The sequence below is a fragment of the Novosphingobium sp. KACC 22771 genome (assembly GCF_028736195.1).
Taxonomy (GTDB): domain Bacteria; phylum Pseudomonadota; class Alphaproteobacteria; order Sphingomonadales; family Sphingomonadaceae; genus Novosphingobium.
In genome coordinates this window covers 851,620-867,869 of sequence record NZ_CP117881.1, presented here as the reverse complement: position 1 = coordinate 867,869, position 16,250 = coordinate 851,620, and the positions used below count along the sequence as shown (strand labels likewise).

The window sequence follows — 16,250 nt, the reverse complement described above, 5'->3', positions numbered from 1 at the left end:
AATTTTGAGGCATACACTGATTCGTCGTCAGGATGAGAGTGCAGCAAAGCACCTGTACGCCTGCGGCCCTGGGCCTTTGGGCGCAAGCCCCACGCGCAGGTTTGGAGAAGGAGCCGAGAGGATGATTGCCCTGTTAGGGATATTGGCGGCCGCGGCCGCGCCGTCGCCCCAGGATGCGCTGGGCCGGTGGCAGACCGAAACGAAGCATGGCGTGGTGGAAATTGCCGCCTGCGGCCCCTCGATCTGCGGGCGGCTGGTGGAATCGGACGCGCTGCGCACCAACCCGCAATTGCGCGATGCCAAGAACAAGGACGCCGCCCAGCGCGACCGTCTGCTCAAAGGCCTGACGATCCTGCAGGGGTTTCACGCCAAGGGCGGCGAATGGACCGGCGGGACGATCTATAACGCTGATGATGGCGGCACCTATCAGGCCACGCTGACCATGATCGACCGCGACACGCTCAAGGTAAAGGGTTGCATCGTCTGGCCTTTGTGCAAGAGCCAGACCTGGAAGCGCTTGCGCTGACCGCAACAATCCCATGAAGGGGAGGCAAGATATGACTTCGGTTCGCAAATTTTCCCGTGCCGCCAAAATCTCCACGCTGCTGCTGGGCCTGATCCCGGCGCAGGCGATGGCCAGCGGCTTCTATATCGTTGAACAAAGCCCCAAGGCCACGGGCCGCGCCTATTCGGGCGAAGTGGCCGATACCGGCCCTGAATCCCTGTGGTGGAACCCGTCCGCGATTGCCGGGCAAAAGGGCGTCGCCATCCATGTCGGCGCCAGCGCGATCCTGCCCACGGCCAAGATGACCAATGTCAACACGATCATCGTGCGCCCCGGTCAGGCCCCCGCGCCGGTCGGCGGCGATCAGGTGAGCAGCAACCCCATCGAAAACGGCGTCGTGCCCACCGGCGCGATCTCCTATGGCCTCACCGACAAGGTGGCGCTGGGGCTGGCGATTACCGCGCCCTATAATTTCACCACCGATTATCCCACCACCAGCTGGGCGCGCTATTCGGCGCTGCGCACATCGCTGCGCACCATCGACATCCAGCCCGGCCTCGCCATTGAAGTGCTGCCGGGCCTGCGCATCGGGGCTGCGGCCAATATCGAATATTCCAAGGCCGAACTGGGCAATGCCCTGCCCAACCTCTCGCCGCTGCTGGCCGACGGGTCGCAGAAACTGTCGGGCAACGGGTGGGACATGGGCTGGTCGGCCGGTTTCCAGCTTCAGCGCGGCCCGGTCAGCATCGCCGCCAGCTACAAGTCCTCGATCAAGCATACGCTCAAAGGCTCGGTGACGGTGGCAGGCCTGCTGGGGCCGCTGGCCGCCAATAACGGCACGGTCAACACCTCGGCCTCCTTCAGCACCCCATGGCAGGCGATTTTCGGCATCCGTTATGCCGTGACCCCGGCAATCACGCTCAACGCACAGGCCACCGCCACCGGCTGGTCCAAGTTTGACGCGATCCGTCTGGCCGCGCCCTTCAACACCGCGATCCCCGAAAATTACCGCGACAGCTGGAATTATGCGGTGGGCGTGGATGTGGCCGTTTCGCCGCGCTGGACGCTGCGCAGCGGCGTGGCGCGCGACCTGACCCCGGTGCGCAGCACCGAGCGCGATGCGCGCGTGCCCGACACCAACCGCTGGGTCTTTGCCATGGGCGCCACGCACCAGATGTCGAAGCGTTTCGCGGTCGATGTCGGCGTCAATTATCTGACGCTGGACAGCGGGCCGATCAACCGCACCACGGCGGCCTATGTCGGCACGGCGGCACAAACGCCGATCCTGATGAACGGCACCGTCAATTCGGCGCATGTGTTCATCCTGGCGCTGGGCGGTCGATTGACTCTCTGACGCATAAATACCGATAAAATAACGGAAAGGGCGAGCGATGATTTCAGTGGATGATGCCAAAAGCTTTGGGCAGGAAGGGTGGATGCCGCAAGAACGGCTGATCACCGATCTGCTGGACAAGGCGGTCGAGCATCATGCCGAGCGGGTCGCGCTCGACTTTCTGGGCCGCACATGGACCTATGGCGAGGTTGGGCGTCTGGCCGACCGGGCGGCGCGCGGGCTTTACGCGCTGGGCCTGCGCAAGGGCGATCGCTTTGCGCTGTGCCTGCCCAACACGCCCTATTTTGTGGTGATGTATTTTGCCGCGCTCAAAATCGGGGCGGTGATCGTCAATCTGAATCCGATGTATACCGCGCGTGAGATCGATCACCTGATCCGCGATTCGGGCGCGCGGATGATCGCCGTGCCCGATGTGGCCAGCATTTATGCCAAGGTGCGCGAAGTCGGCCCGGCGGCGGGCATTGAAAAGATCGTGATGTGCCCGCTCGCCCCCATCCTGCCCACGCTGCAATCGCTGGGCTGGCGGGTGCTGAAACGGCGCGAACATGCGCGCTATTCCGAGGATGATCTGCATATCGGCTTCTTCCGCCTGATCGAGCGCAAGGCCGATATGCCCGCCATCGAGCGTCATCCCCATGATCTGGCCGTGCTGCAATATACCGGCGGCACCACCGGCACGCCCAAGGGCGCGATGCTCAGCCATGCCAATCTGACCGCCAATTCGGCCCAGATGTTGGCCCATCTGGGCCATGCGATGAGCGAACAGGAGCGCGTGCTGGGCGTGCTTCCGATGTTCCATGTCTTTGCGCTGACCACGGTGCTCAATTTCTCGATCGAGGTTGCGGCCGAAATCGTGCTGCTGGCCCGGTTTGACCTCAAACAGATGCTGGCCACGATCCGGCGCACCAATCCCACCATCATGTTTGGCGTGCCCACGATCTGGGTGGCGATGAACAATGACGTGCCGCCCGGCGAGGCGCCCGATCTGTCGCATCTGTCCGCCTGCGTTTCGGGCGGGGCGCCGCTGCCGCTCGATGTCCGCCAGGCGTTTGAAAAGCTGACGGGCGCGATCATCACCGAGGGCTATGGCCTGTCGGAGGCAAGCCCCATCATCACCTGCAACCCGATCAACGGGCGGATCAAGGACAACAGTTGCGGCCCGGCTTTTCCGGCCACGATCATCGAGATCCGCAACCCGGAGACCGGCGAAATCCTGCCGACAGGCGAGCGCGGCGAAGTCTGCGCGCGCGGGCCGCAGGTGATGAAGGGCTATTGGAACCGGCCCGATGACACCGAAAAGACCTTTGTCGATGGCGCACTGCGCACCGGCGACATCGGCTATCTCGATGATGAGGGCTATCTCTTCCTGGTTGACCGGATGAAGGATGTGATCCTGTGCGGGGGCTTCAACGTCTATCCCCGCGTGATCGAGGATGCCGCCTATCACCACCCGGCGGTGGAGGAAGCCATCGCCATCGGCATTCCCGATGCCTATCGCGGGCAAAGCCCCAAGCTGTTCATCAAGCTGCACGCGGGGATGAGCGCCAGCCCGCAGGAATTGCTGGCCTTCCTTGGCGACTATCTCAACAAGATCGAGATCCCCAAGGAGATCGAGATCCGCGACCATCTGCCGCGCACGCTGGTGGGCAAATTGTCGAAAAAGGAACTGGTGGAGGAGGAGCGCCGCAAACGCGAGGGCCAGCCCTGATATCCTTTGGCCTTCTGGCCCCTTGCGAAAAGCGCAGCATTTTGGTCGAATAGACCGATGGGGGATAGTGAAATGGACGCGAAACAGGAGGGGGCCGGGACGGACGGGTCTGGCAAGAACCGCGACCTGATGGGGATTCAGGAGGTCGCGGGCATGCTGGGCGTTACCCACCGCACCTTGCGCTTTTACGAGGACAAGGGTCTGATCGAGCCGCAGCGGGTGGGCAACACGCGCATCTATGCGCGGCGCGAGGTGGCGCGGATGCAATTGATCCTGCGCGGCAAACGGCTTGGCTTCACCATCCGCGAGATCAGCGAATTCCTCGACCTTTATGATGCCGACCCCGAGCATGTCGAGCAATCGAAGCTGCTGCTGCGCCGCATCCGCGAAAGGCTGAAACTGCTGGCGCGGCAAAGGGCGGCGATTGATGAAACGGTGGGCGAGCTGAAAAAGCTGGAAGCTGAAACGCTGGCCGAGATCGCGGCGGCGGGGGGTTAAAGGCTTGCCGGGGGCGGATCGCGCCCCTATCTCCTGCGCCACTATTGCAACGCAGCAGGAGCCGACCATGAGTGACACCGCCAATTGGGCCGAAAACCACATCGCCTTGGTGACGGGGGCCACCTCGGGCTTTGGCCGGGCGGTGGCGCTGCGGTTGCTGGCGGGCGGGGCGCGGGTGATCGCCACCGGGCGCCGCCGCGAACGGTTGAATGAACTGGCCGCAGAGGCGAATACCGACCGCCTGCTGACCATCGAACTGGACGTCACGGAAAAGGACTGCGGCGAGAAACTGCTGGCCGCCCTGCCCGAGGGTTTTGCCGGGATCGACATCCTGTTCAACAATGCCGGTCTGGCGCTGGGTCTGGGCCCCGCGCATACGGCCGATCTGGACGAATGGGAAACCATGATCGAAACCAATGTGACGGGCGTTGTGCGCATTGCCCATGCGGTGCTGCCCGGCATGGTGGCGCGCGGGCGCGGCCATGTCATCAATGTCGCCAGCGTGGCGGCCACCTATCCCTATCCGGGCGGCAATGTCTATGGCGGCACCAAGGCCTTTGTGCGCCAGTTCTCGCTGGGCCTGCGCGCCGATCTGCTGGGCACGCCGGTCAAGGTCACCTCGCTGGAGCCGGGCGCCTGCGAGACGGAATTTTCGCAGGTCCGCTTTGGCGGCGACAAGGACAAGGCCGCCGCCGTCTATCAGGGCATGAAGCCGCTGTCGGCCGATGATGTGGCCCAGACGGTCGAGGCGGTGCTGCGCCTGCCCGAACATTTGAACGTCAACACGATCGAGATCATGCCTGTGGCGCAGGCTTTCAGCCCCTTTGCCATGGCGCGCAAATAATGCGCACCACGTATCAGGATGCCTCGGTCCGCCTCTATCATCTGGATGGCGGACCGGAGGGCGGGGCGGCGACCACTTTGTTCTACGGCCCGCTCAGCGAAGCCATGCGGATTGCCGAGCAACAAAGCGCCGAGGTGCAGGAAGGCCTGTTCATCGCCACCGACAATGACGTGGTGGCCTTCCTCGACCTGTTTGAAAGTTAAGCCAGAATAGATTTGCCCTGCGTGGTGGTCTTGGCGGCCATCTCTTCGGCGGTGGGCGGGGTGGGGATCAGCAATCCGCACTGCACCGCCGGGCGCGCGCCAATCGCCGCCATCCAGCGGGCGATATTGGGCAGGCCATCGAGCGTGACCCCGGCCCATTCATGCCCGCGCACCCATGGGAAGCAGGCGATGTCGGCAATCGAATAATCGCCCACAAGGTAATCACGCCCCTCCAGCGCCGTATCCAGCACGCCCAGCAGGCGGCGGCTTTCGCGCGTATAGCGTTCGATCACCGAGGGCAGCTTTTCCGGGAAATAGCGGTTGAACACCGTCGCCTGCCCCATCATCGGGCCGAGGCCGGACACCTGCCACATCACCCATTGAATCGCGCGGCTGCGCCCCTGCGCGTCGGCGGGGATGAAGCGGCCGAATTTCTCGGCCAGATAAAGCAGGATCGCGCCCGATTCGAACACCGCAAAACCATCGTCGACCAGCGCAGGGATCTTGCCATTGGGGTTGATGGCCAGAAACTCCGGCGTCTTCTGCTCGTGATTGGTCAGCGAAATCGGGGTGACCTTATAGGGCACGCCCAGCTCCTCGAGCAGGATCGTGGCTTTCCAGCCATTGGGCGTTTCGGAAGTAAACAGTTCGAGCATCGCGGCATCCTTATACTCTGACCTAGGCGTTTGACCGCAGCAAACACGACCCTGCCCCGGCAACAAGACCAGCGCCCCCGCTATCATTGGTGATGACAGTTTCGGGGGACAGTTTCGGGGGACAGTTTCGCCGGACAGGATCGGCTGCGCCGCCATCCTGTTACTCTTGCTGATAGTATTCGTTTCCCCCTTGGCAGCGGCCAAACCTTGGCCCAAATTGACAGTAACACATACAAACAAGCGGGAGCGGTCCATGGCCAAGGATAACAAGATCACCTTTTTCGATCTGACCCACGAAAGCGGATGCACCACCAGCCCCTTCGTCTGGGCCACCAAATATGCGCTCAAACACAAGGGCTTTGATCTTGACGTGGTGCCGGGCGGGTTCACCGGCATTCTCGATCGCACGGGCGGGCGGTCCGAACGCCTGCCGGTGATCTGCGATGATGGCGAATATGTGCTCGATAGCTGGCTGATCGCCGAGTATCTGGATGCCAAATATCCCGACCGGCCCACGCTGATCGGCGATCCTTCGGTAAAGGTGCTGACCCAGTTCCTCGAAACCTGGTTGTGGAAGACGGTGGTTGGCCCGTGGGCGCGCTGCTTTGCGGTGCAATATCGCGACCGCTGCTTCCCGCATGACATCGAATACATCACCGAATCGCGCCTGCGCATGTGGGGCAAGCCGATGGAAGAGCTGATCGTGGGGCGCGAAGACGTGTTCCCCAAGGTTCTGCCGGAAATGGAATTGCTGCGCGGCATCCTGCGCGAACACAAATGGCTGGGGGGCGAAACGCCCAATTATGCCGATTATCGCGCGCTGGCGGTGTTCCTCTGGGCCGCCAGCATTGCCGACACGCCGCCGATGACCGAGGATGACCCGCTGCGCGACTGGATCGACCGCGGTTTCGACCTTTACGGCGGTCTGGGCCGCATTCCGGGCATGAGCCCGCTGTTCGGCCTGCAACTGCGCGAGGGCGACCCCGAACCCTTCGCCAAAGGCCCCTCGCTGGTGGCGGGCCTGGTCAAGCGCAACACCGGCCCGGCCAGCACGGCGGCCGAAACCGCCCATATCACCGGAAAAGGCGAGAAAGCGCCCGCATGATGCATACTTCTGGCGAGCAGGAGCCGCCCGGCGGGACCTTGCGGATGTATCACATTCCGGGCTGCCCCTTTTCCGAAAGGGTGGAGATTTTGCTGTCACTGAAAGGGCTGGCCGAAAGGCTGGCCCATCATGACATCGACATTTCGCGCCCCCGCCCGGAATGGCTGCTGCGCAAAACGCGGGGCACCACCGCCCTGCCCGCGCTGGAGCTGGAAAATGGCGCGGTGCTGAAAGAAAGCATGGTCATCCTGCGCTATTTCGACGAGCGCTTTCCCGGCGTCCGCATCGCGCGATCCGACCCCTATGAACATGCCGTCGAGCAGATGCTCTGCGCCACCGACGGGGCGTTTACCGGGGCGGGATACCGGATGATCCTGAACCGCGATCCGGCCCAGCGTGATACGTTAAAGGCCGAGGTCGATGCGCAATATGCGCGGCTGGATGCTTTCCTGCGCGATTATGCGCCGGATGGTGATTTCCTGTTCGACCGTTTCGGCTGGGCCGAGGTCGCCTTTGCGCCCATGTTCAAGCGCCTGTGGTTCCTTGAATATTACGAGGATTATGCGGTGCCGCAAAACCTCACGCGCGTTCTGCGCTGGCGCGAGGCGTGCCTTGCCCATCCCGCCGTGGCCGAAATCCACAGCCACCGCGAGTTGATGACGCTCTATTACGATTATGCCCAGGGCGGCGGCAATGGCCGCATTCCCGAAGGGCGCAAAATCTCCAGCTTCACCCTCGATCCGCCATGGGGCGCCCGCCCCATGCCCCCCCGCGACAAATGGGGCCATGCCGCCGGCGATGCCGAGCTTGGCCTGATCCCAGCCTGATAAAAGGACCCTTCCCCATGAAGAACTATCCGCAGAATTTCATCGACGGCCAGTGGGTCGACAGCATCGGCGGCACCCCCCACACTGTGATCAACCCGGCCACCGAAGGCGCGGCCAGCCAGATCACGCTGGGCACCGCCGCCGATGTGGATGCCGCCGTGGCCGCCGCACGCCGCGCCTTTGCCAGCTTCAGCCAGACCAGCAAGGACGAGCGCATCGCCCTGCTGGGCGCGATCATCGAGGCCTACAAGGCGCGGATCGGCGATATTGCCGAGGCGATCAGCACCGAAATGGGTTGCCCGATCAGCACCTCCTCGACCGCGCAGGCAGGCTCTGGCCTTGGCCATCTGGCCAATGCGCTGGCCGCTTTGCAGGCCTATGAGTTTGAGGAAAAGATCGGCGATAACAAGGTCGTGCGCGAACCGATCGGCGTGGTGGGCCTGATCACCCCGTGGAACTGGCCGATGAACCAGATCGTTGCCAAGGTGGCCCCGGCGTTGGCGGCGGGCTGCACGATTGTCCTGAAACCCTCCGAAGAAGCTCCCACCTGCGCCGCCGTCTTTGCCGAGGTTCTGGCCGCGGCGGGCGTGCCGGCGGGCGTGTTCAATCTGGTGCAGGGCGACGGGCCGGGCGTGGGCGCGGCGATGGCCGCCCATCCCGATATCGACATGGTCAGCTTTACCGGATCGACCCGCGCCGGGATCATGGTGGCCAAGGCGGCCGCCGACACCGTCAAGCGCGTGACGCAGGAACTGGGCGGCAAATCACCCAACATCGTCCTGCCCGGCACGCCGCTCGACAAGGCGCTGCCCGGTGGTTGCGGCGGCGTCCTGCTCAATTCGGGACAGAGCTGCGTGGCGCCCACGCGCATGCTGGTGCATGTCTCGCAGCATGATGAGGCGGCCAAGCTGGCGGGCGAAATCTTCGGCGGCAAGCCCGTCGGCGATCCTCTGACCGAGGGCGGCCATATCGGCCCGGTGGTCAACAAGGCGCAGTTCGACAAGATCCAGGGCCTGATCGCAAAAGGCATCGAGGAAGGCGCGACGCTGGTCACCGGCGGTCTGGGCCTGCCCGAGGGTGTGGACAAGGGCTATTTCGTCAAGCCCACCGTGTTTGCCAATGTCACCAATGACATGGCCATTGCGCGCGAGGAAATCTTCGGCCCCGTGCTGGTCATCCTGCCGTACAAGGATCTGGATGAGGCGGTCGCCATTGCCAATGACACGCCCTACGGCCTTGGCGCCTATATCGCGGGCGATCCGGCCGTGGCGAAAACCATCGTGGGCAAGATCCGTGCAGGGTCGGTCTATGTCAACGCGGGCGGCTTGGCGATGGACATGCCCTTTGGCGGATACAAGCAGTCGGGCAATGGCCGCGAATTCGGCAAATTCGGCCTCGAGGAATATCTGGAGGTCAAGTCGGTGATCGGCGCGCTTCCGGCGTAATTGAGGTTGGGGTGCGGTCCGCCGCACCCCTGTTTTCATGCCATCTCGGCGCTCAGGCGGCGCAATTTCTCCGCGCTGGCCGGATCGGCGGGGGCGAACAGGATGAGGCGCTGCCCCGGCACTTCCTCAATCGCATAGGACGTGTGGTGAAAGGCGATCTCGCCCACATCGGGCAGGGTGGCGCTGTTCACATCCTCAAAGTGGCTGCGGATCTCGGCGGCCTCCCAATATTCGCGGAACAGGTCGGAGGATTGCTGCATCTCGGCGATCAGCGTTTCGAACACCTGCGGCTGGGCGGTGCGGCTGTAATCCCATTTAAAGCGCGCGACGAGACGGCGCGCCATTTCGCGATAGCGCTCCGGGTCGGCCCGATAGCGTTCGTTCAGCATCAGGATGCGGAACAGGTTGCGCTCCTCACGCGGGAGCGGGGCGTAATCGCGGAAAAGCTGGGTCACCAGCGCGTTCCAGCCCACCACGGTCCAATCCTCGACAATCACCAGCGCGGGGATCGACAGGCTGTCCATCAACTGCTGGGTGGATGGGCGCACGGCCTCGTCGGCGCGGCCCGTCAGCGGCGGCGGGCGATGCTGGGCCAGCGCGAAGAGAAATTCGCGCTCCTGCGGCTCCAGACGCAGCGCCTTGCCCAGACGCTCGATCATCGCGGCGGAAAGCTGGACTTCGCGCCCCTGTTCAAACCATGTGTACCATGTGACGCTCATGCCCGCGAGCGTCGCCACTTCCTCGCGGCGAAGCCCGCGCGTGCGGCGACGTTCGCCCGCAGGCAGGCCGACATCGGTGGGCGCCAGACGCCCGCGCGCGGCCTTGAGAAAGCGGGTAAGTTCCTCTCTTTGCGCCATGTTTCTCGCCTCTTGCCCGTTTTCCCTGCGCGCCCCTTACACTATACGACGCAGCGTGAAAGTCTTGTCTTCCTGTTACTCTCAATAATGGCACAGACACAGGCCTGTTCAACACCTGCCAGACGGGCATAGGTCATGAATCAGAACATTTTCCCCCAATGGAGAGGACATTTTCATGGCCGATAAGGTCTTTATCACCTGCGCGGTCACCGGCTCGCCATGGCCGATGCCCAAACATCCCGATTTCCCCTTCCGCCCCGAACATGTGGCGCAGGAAGCGCTGGACGCCGCCGCCGCCGGGGCCTCGATCATCCATCTGCACGTGCGCGACCGCGAGACGGGCCACCCCAGCACCGAGCTGGAGGATTACCGCGAGGTCGTCGGCCTGATCCGGGCCAAGAACAGTGATGTCATCCTCAACGTCACCACCGGCCCCGGCTGCACATGGATGCAGAGCGAGGAAGACCCCAGCCTGCCCGGCCCCGGCACGCTGATGTTCACCGCCGAAAAGCGGCTTGAACATATCCTCGACCTGAAACCCGATATGTGCACGCTCGACATCTGCACGATGAACCTGTGGGGCGGGGCGGCGATCAACCTGAAGCCGATGGTGACGCGGCTGGGCCATATGATCCAGGACGCGGGCGTGCTGCCCGAGATCGAATGCTTTGAGGCGGGCGATTTTGTCTATGCCGCCGATCTGATCGCCGAGGGCGCGTTGCCCGCAAATGCGCCCTATACCTTTGTGCTGGGCACCAAATATGGCCTGCCCGCCACGCCCGAGGCGATGCAATATTCCAAGAACCAATTGCCGCGCGGCGCCACCTTCACCGGCTTTGGCATCCAGCGCCACACCTTCCCGATGGCGGCGCAATCGGTGCTGCTGGGCGGCCATGTGCGCACCGGCTTTGAGGACAGCACCTATCTGCGGCGCGGCAGGCAGGCGGCGAACAATGCCGAGATGGTGAACTGGGCGGCCGAATTGATCGACCATCTGGGCGCCGATCTGGCCACGCCCGGCGAGGCGCGCGCGATGCTGGGCCTGAAGAACTGAACCAAACGAAATCAAAGGAGAGGATCATGGCATTTAATCCCCCTCAGGCGCCCGCGGGCGCCACGCCGATGGCCGATGTGCGCGGCAAGACGGCGTTCATCACCGGCGGCGCCAATGGCATCGGCCTTGGCATTGCGCGCGCGCTGGTGCGCGCGGGCGCCAATGTGGTGATCGCCGATATTCGTGAAAGCGCCTTGGCCGAGGCCAAGGCTGATCTGGCCGTCGACGATCAGGTGGAAACGGTCCAGCTCGACGTCACCGACCGCGCCGCCTATGCCGCCGCCGCCGACAAGGCCGAGGCCCGTTTCGGCAAGATCCACATTCTGGTCGGCAATGCCGGGATCGGCGTGATGGGGCCGATCATGGATGCGCGCTATGACGATTGGGACTGGGGCATGGGGGTGAACCTTGGCGGGGTCATCAACGGGCTGGTCACCATCCTGCCGCGCATCAAGGCCCATGGCGAAGGCGGGCAGGTGGTCACCACATCGTCGCAAAGCGGGCTGATCCCGATTTCCTATTCGGCGATCTATTCGGCGGCCAAGGCGGCGATCATCGGCATCACCGAGGCTGCGCGGGGCGAACTGGGCGCGATCAACATCGGCATTTCGGCCTTTTGCCCCGGCCCGGTGCAATCAAACATTGCCCATTCCGGCGAATTGCGCCCGGAGGACAAGAAGCAGGACACCGGATATCTGAAGCGCGAGGAAGAGCTGGAAGCCCGCCCCGTCTCGCCGCTGTGGATGAGCCAGGACGAGGTCGGCGAGCGCGTGCTGGCGGGCATCCGCCGCAACGACCTCTACATCCTGACCCACCCGGAATTCGGCCCCGGAATGCAGCGCCGCTTTGACGCGATCATGGCCAGCGTGCCGGACGAGGAGATCAACGAGGCCCGCGCCAAGGAGATCTTCTTCCTGCTCGACAATCCGATTTTCGCCGATCAATCGGCCCGCCGCGCCAAGCAGACCGCCGAGGCGTAAAACCGTAAGGCCCCCTGCCCATGCGGCGGGGGGCTTTACTTTTCGTCCTGCGCCAGGCCCCGCGCAATCACCGCGCAGGCCATCAACTGGATCTGGTGAAACAGCATCAGCGGCAGGATCACCACGCCCACCTGCGCCGCCGGGAACAGCACCCCCGCAATCGGCACCCCGCTGGCCAGCGATTTCTTCGAGCCGCAGAACAGCAGCACGATCCGGTCCGCCCGCTCAAAACCCAGCATCGCGCCCAGACCCCATGTCGCGGCCAGCACCACGGCCAGCAGCACGGCGCAAAGCCCCGCGATCAGCCCCAGTTCCCAAAGCGGCAGATGGGTCCACAGGCCCTCGACCACGGCGGCGGAAAAGGCGGTGTAAACCACCAGCAGGATCGAGCCGCGATCGACATAGCCGATCATCGCCTTGTGCCGTGATACAAAGGTGCCGATCACCGGGCGCAGCCCATGGCCCAGCGCAAAGGGCAGCAGCAGTTGCAGCACGATCTTTTCGACCGAACCCCAAGACATGCTGGCCCCGCTCCCGCCCATCAGCAGGCTGGCCAGCAGCGGCGTGATGAAAATGCCGATCAGATTGGAAAACGAGGCCGAGCAGACAGCGGCGGCCACATTGCCCCGCGCAATCGAGGTAAAGGCAATCGAACTTTGCACCGTCGAGGGCAGCAGCGTCAGGAACAGCATGCCCGAGGCCACCAGCGCGGGCAGGCCCGGCAAAGCGGCCAGCCCCAGCCCCAGCAGGGGAAAAAGCGCAAAGGTCGTGCCCATCGTGGCCAGATGCAGACGCCAATGGCCCGCCCCCGCCACAATCGCCTCACGCGAGAGTTTGGCGCCGTGCAGAAAGAACAGCAGCACAATGGCCGCATCGGCCGCATGGTCGAACAAGGCCGCCCCCATGCCCCGCGCAGGCAGCACCGAGGCCAAAGCCACCGTGGAGAGCAGCGCCAGAATATACGGGTCGAAAGCGGTTTTGAGACGGTCAAGCATTTCTCAAGCCTAGAGATTGCCGCGCGCGAGGGCAAGATGCCGCGCTTGGCCGCAGGATTGCGGCTTGCACGCGGCGGCGCGCTGACATATCGCTATGACCCATAACCAATTGGGCGCGACGATTCCCTTGCGGGATCGCCCGGCAACGGGCATCAAAGGTCCGAACCGCGTTAATAATGCCCGCGTTGATAATGGCAGTATCGAGAGGATGGAGAAAGACTTTGGCATCTGCGCCCCAAAACCCTGTTGATCCGCGCCGGGTGCTGGCCGACAGCCCGATGGGCTGGCGCCAGATCGTGGGCATTGCCCTGTGCGCGCTGCTCAATGCCCTTGACGGCTTCGACGTGCTCTCGATCAGCTTTGCCTCGCCCGGTATCGCGGCAGAATGGCATGTCGAGCGCAAGGTGCTGGGCTATGTGCTCTCGATGGAAATCTTCGGCATGGCGGCGGGCTCGATCCTGCTGGGCCGGTTGACCGATCGGCTGGGGCGCATTCCCACGATGGTCATCTGCCTTGTCATTATGGCAATCGGCATGATCGCCGCCCCGCTGGCCTGGGATGTTACCTCGCTGGCGGTGATCCGCCTGTTCACCGGGCTGGGCATCGGGGGCATGTTGGCCGCGACCAATGCGGTGGCGTCCGAATATGCCAACACCCGCTGGCGCAGCGCGGGCGTCGCGCTGATGGCGGCGGGCTATCCGCTGGGCGCGGTGGTGGGCGGCACGATTGCCAGCAAGATGCTGGTGACGGGCAATTGGCGCGATGTGTTCTATCTGGGCGCGGGGCTGGCGCTGATCCTGCTGCCTTTGGTGCCGATGCTGATGCCCGAACCGATCAACGCGCTTCTCCACCGCCGCCCGGCCAATACGCTGGAAAAGGTCAACAAGTCGCTGCGGGCCTTTGGCCATGCGCCGGTCGATACCCTGCCGCCGGTGGACACCGCCCCCAAGGCGCGCGTGGCTGATCTGTTCGGGCCGGAATTGCGGGCGGTCAGCCTGCTGCTGCTGGTCTCCTATTTCGCCCATATTCTCACCTTCTATTTCGTGCTGAAATGGGTGCCCAAGATTGTCGTCGATATGGGTTTTCCGGCCTCGGCGGCGGGCGGCGTGCTGGTCTGGGCCAATGTCGGCGGGTTGATCGGGGCCATCCTGTTCTCGCTCTCGGCGCTGCGCCTGCCGCTGCGCCCGACGCTGATGGTGATGATGGTGGCCTCGACGGTGCTGGTGGCGGTGTTTGGCCAATCGCCGGCGGATCTCACGCGCCTCTCGATGGCGGCGGCGGCGGTGTCCTTCTGCACCAACAGTGTGATCGTGGGCTTCTATGCCTTGATCGCCCAGAGTTTCCCCACCCCGCTGCGCGGCACGGGCACGGGCTTTGTGATCGGCGTGGGGCGCCTTGGCGCGGCCACCGGGCCGATTGTCGCGGGCTATCTGTTCGAGGCCAAGCTGGGGCTGCCGGTGGTGGCGCTGGCGATGTCGGGCGGTTCGCTGGTGGCCGCGGCGGCCTTGCTGGTGATGCCGCATCGCGAAAACGCCGGGCACTGATTTTCAAGCCCGGTCTATCCTGCTAGGGGCGGCATCATGACCGCCCCTATCGAACCGTTCCGCGCGATGGCCATCGGCCAATTGGCCCACAAGCTGGCCGCCGAAGGGCGCAGCGTGATCCATATGGAATATGGCCAGCCATCGACCAGCGCCCCCGCCGCCGCGCTGGCCAAGGCGCATCAGGTGCTGGACACCGAGGCGCAGGGCTATTGGGAAAGCGCGCCCCTGAAAGAGCGCATCGCCCGCCATTATGCCGATACGCAGGGCGTGACCATCCGGCCCGATCAGGTGATCCTGACCTGCGGCGCCTCGCCCGCCCTGCTGCTGGCCCTGTCCAGCGCCTTTGCGCCGGGTGCGCGGATCGTCTGCGCCCGTCCCGGCTATGTCGCCTATCGCAACACCTTGCGCGCGTTGCATATGGAGCCGCTGGAAATCCCCTGCGGTGCGGCCGAGCGTTATCAGATCACAGCGGCGGCTTTGGAGGCGATCCACCCCGCCCCCGACGGCGTCATCATCGCCAGCCCCGCCAACCCCACCGGCACGATCATTGCGCCCGACGAGCTGGCCGCCATCGCGGCGGTCTGCGCGCGGCGCGGCATCCGCATCGTCTCGGACGAGATCTATCATGGTCTGTCCTATACCGGGCCTTGCGTTTCGGCGCTGGTTCATGCGCCCGATGCCCTCATCGTCAACAGTTTCTCGAAATATTTCTCGATGCCGGGCTGGCGTCTGGGCTGGCTGGTGGCGCCCGAGGATCTGGTCGATGCCGCCTATGCGCGGATGAGCAATCTGATGCTGACGCCGCCGGTTTTGGCGCAGCACGCAGGCCTGATCGCGTTTGATTGCGACGAGGAGCTGCAGGGCCATATCGCCACCTATGCCGCCAATCGCGAGGCGATGCTGGCCGCTCTCCCTGCGCTCGGTCTGGGGCAAATCGCGCCGCCGGATGGGGCTTTTTACATCTGGGCCGATATTGGGCATCTCACCAATGACTCAATGGAATTCTGCACCCGCCTTTTGCAGGAAACCGGGGTGGCCTGCGCGCCGGGGGTGGATTTCGATCCGGTGGATGGCCATCGCTTCATGCGCTTCAGCTTTGCCGTTTCCACGCCGCTGGTAAACGAGGCCATTGAGCGCATGATACCCTGGTTTGCACGGCAAGGTTAAAGGGCGCGCTCCGCCGATTCCGGCCCAAAGTGCAATTCACCCGCCCCGCCCCATCGTGGCATGGCTTGGCATCCCCCCAAGAAACGAGGATGCCATGATGAAGTCCATTTCCATGATTGCGGCGCTGGGCGGTATCGCGCTGTCCGCCACCACGGCCTTTGCGGCCCCGGCGCCAACGCCTGCCACCTTCACCTCGCGCTGCGCCGTATGCCACAATGCGGAAAAGGGCGGCGCGGACAAGGTCGGGCCGGACCTGTGGGGCGTCTATGGCAAGAAGGCGGCCACCGGCAAGCACAACTATACCGAGGCGCTCAAGAAGGCGAACCTGAAGTGGGATGACGCCAATCTGGACAAGTGGATCGCAGGGCCGATGCAGATGGTGCCCGGCACCGCCATGGCCTTCCCCGGAATCAAGGATGCGGCCAAGCGCGCCGAACTGATCGCCTGGCTCAAGACGCTGAAATAAAGCGCGCGCAATAAGCCCGAAAGGGTCGCATGAGGGCGGGAG

The 16,250-nt window shown here is 64.0% G+C and carries 17 protein-coding genes; 14 read left to right on the top strand and 3 right to left on the bottom strand.

Translation table 11 applies throughout. The features are described 5' to 3' along the window. The first annotated feature begins 121 nt into the window (after positions 1-121). The 6 genes from PQ467_RS03815 to PQ467_RS03790 all read left to right on the top strand — a co-directional run bounded on the left by PQ467_RS03815 (position 122) and on the right by PQ467_RS03790 (position 5,112). Entirely contained in the window at positions 122-526 is a 405-nt protein-coding gene (locus PQ467_RS03815; protein ID WP_274175227.1) for a DUF2147 domain-containing protein, read from the top strand. 31 nt (positions 527-557) lie between these two features. Beyond that, positions 558-1,859, top strand: coding sequence for an OmpP1/FadL family transporter (locus tag PQ467_RS03810; RefSeq protein WP_274175226.1), 1,302 nt, complete (start codon positions 558-560; stop codon positions 1,857-1,859). Positions 1,860-1,896: 37 nt separating this feature from the next. Beyond that, on the top strand, positions 1,897-3,567 hold the full coding sequence (locus PQ467_RS03805) for a long-chain-fatty-acid--CoA ligase (RefSeq protein WP_274175225.1): 1,671 nt from the start codon (positions 1,897-1,899) through the stop codon (positions 3,565-3,567). Positions 3,568-3,639: 72 nt separating this feature from the next. Further along, positions 3,640-4,065: a MerR family transcriptional regulator gene (locus PQ467_RS03800; RefSeq protein WP_274175224.1), complete on the top strand. Its 426-nt coding sequence runs from the start codon at positions 3,640-3,642 to the stop codon at positions 4,063-4,065. A gap of 67 nt (positions 4,066-4,132) precedes the next feature. Beyond that, positions 4,133-4,909, top strand: coding sequence for an SDR family NAD(P)-dependent oxidoreductase (locus PQ467_RS03795; protein WP_274175223.1), 777 nt, complete (start codon positions 4,133-4,135; stop codon positions 4,907-4,909). Further along, positions 4,909-5,112 (top strand): hypothetical protein, encoded by a 204-nt coding sequence (locus PQ467_RS03790; protein WP_274175222.1) that lies wholly within the window; start codon positions 4,909-4,911, stop codon positions 5,110-5,112. Before PQ467_RS03795 ends, PQ467_RS03790 begins: the two co-directional genes overlap by 1 nt. Here PQ467_RS03790 and PQ467_RS03785 read toward each other — a convergent pair. Further along, a complete protein-coding gene (locus tag PQ467_RS03785) occupies positions 5,109-5,768 on the bottom strand; it encodes a glutathione S-transferase family protein (protein WP_274175221.1) in 660 nt (219 codons plus the stop codon). The genes PQ467_RS03790 and PQ467_RS03785 overlap by 4 nt on opposite strands. 253 nt (positions 5,769-6,021) lie before the next feature. On the opposite strand from PQ467_RS03785, the gene PQ467_RS03780 reads away from it, so the two are divergent. The 3 genes from PQ467_RS03780 to PQ467_RS03770 are packed head-to-tail and all read left to right on the top strand — an operon-like array spanning position 6,022 to position 9,145. Beyond that, the gene (locus PQ467_RS03780) at positions 6,022-6,873 is read left to right on the top strand and encodes a beta-etherase (RefSeq protein WP_274175220.1); all 852 of its coding nucleotides are present in this window, start codon (positions 6,022-6,024) and stop codon (positions 6,871-6,873) included. Then, positions 6,870-7,700, top strand: coding sequence for a glutathione S-transferase family protein (locus PQ467_RS03775; protein ID WP_274175219.1), 831 nt, complete (start codon positions 6,870-6,872; stop codon positions 7,698-7,700). Before PQ467_RS03780 ends, PQ467_RS03775 begins: the two co-directional genes overlap by 4 nt. A 17-nt stretch (positions 7,701-7,717) precedes the next feature. Further along, the gene (locus tag PQ467_RS03770) at positions 7,718-9,145 is read left to right on the top strand and encodes an aldehyde dehydrogenase family protein (RefSeq protein WP_274175218.1); all 1,428 of its coding nucleotides are present in this window, start codon (positions 7,718-7,720) and stop codon (positions 9,143-9,145) included. Positions 9,146-9,180: 35 nt separating this feature from the next. Here the strand turns inward: PQ467_RS03770 and PQ467_RS03765 are convergent, their stop codons facing one another. Continuing rightward, entirely contained in the window at positions 9,181-10,002 is an 822-nt protein-coding gene (locus tag PQ467_RS03765; RefSeq protein WP_274175217.1) for a helix-turn-helix transcriptional regulator, read from the bottom strand. A gap of 175 nt (positions 10,003-10,177) precedes the next feature. On the opposite strand from PQ467_RS03765, the gene PQ467_RS03760 reads away from it, so the two are divergent. Continuing rightward, the gene (locus tag PQ467_RS03760; RefSeq protein WP_274175216.1) at positions 10,178-11,056 is read left to right on the top strand and encodes a 3-keto-5-aminohexanoate cleavage protein; all 879 of its coding nucleotides are present in this window, start codon (positions 10,178-10,180) and stop codon (positions 11,054-11,056) included. A gap of 26 nt (positions 11,057-11,082) precedes the next feature. After that, positions 11,083-12,036: an SDR family oxidoreductase gene (locus PQ467_RS03755; protein ID WP_274175215.1), complete on the top strand. Its 954-nt coding sequence runs from the start codon at positions 11,083-11,085 to the stop codon at positions 12,034-12,036. A gap of 35 nt (positions 12,037-12,071) precedes the next feature. Here PQ467_RS03755 and PQ467_RS03750 read toward each other — a convergent pair whose 3' ends face one another. Then, complete coding sequence (locus PQ467_RS03750) at positions 12,072-13,031, bottom strand: bile acid:sodium symporter family protein (protein WP_274175214.1); 960 nt, start codon at positions 13,029-13,031, stop codon at positions 12,072-12,074. Positions 13,032-13,309: 278 nt separating this feature from the next. Here PQ467_RS03750 and PQ467_RS03745 point away from each other — a divergent pair, with 278 nt between their 5' ends. The 3 genes from PQ467_RS03745 to PQ467_RS03735 all read left to right on the top strand — a co-directional run bounded on the left by PQ467_RS03745 (position 13,310) and on the right by PQ467_RS03735 (position 16,208). Beyond that, positions 13,310-14,575 (top strand): MFS transporter, encoded by a 1,266-nt coding sequence (locus tag PQ467_RS03745; RefSeq protein WP_274176082.1) that lies wholly within the window; start codon positions 13,310-13,312, stop codon positions 14,573-14,575. A 36-nt stretch (positions 14,576-14,611) separates the two neighbouring features. Further along, the gene (locus PQ467_RS03740) at positions 14,612-15,742 is read left to right on the top strand and encodes a pyridoxal phosphate-dependent aminotransferase (protein ID WP_274175213.1); all 1,131 of its coding nucleotides are present in this window, start codon (positions 14,612-14,614) and stop codon (positions 15,740-15,742) included. Positions 15,743-15,839: 97 nt separating this feature from the next. Next, the gene (locus PQ467_RS03735; RefSeq protein WP_274175212.1) at positions 15,840-16,208 is read left to right on the top strand and encodes a c-type cytochrome; all 369 of its coding nucleotides are present in this window, start codon (positions 15,840-15,842) and stop codon (positions 16,206-16,208) included. Positions 16,209-16,250 lie beyond the last annotated feature (42 nt).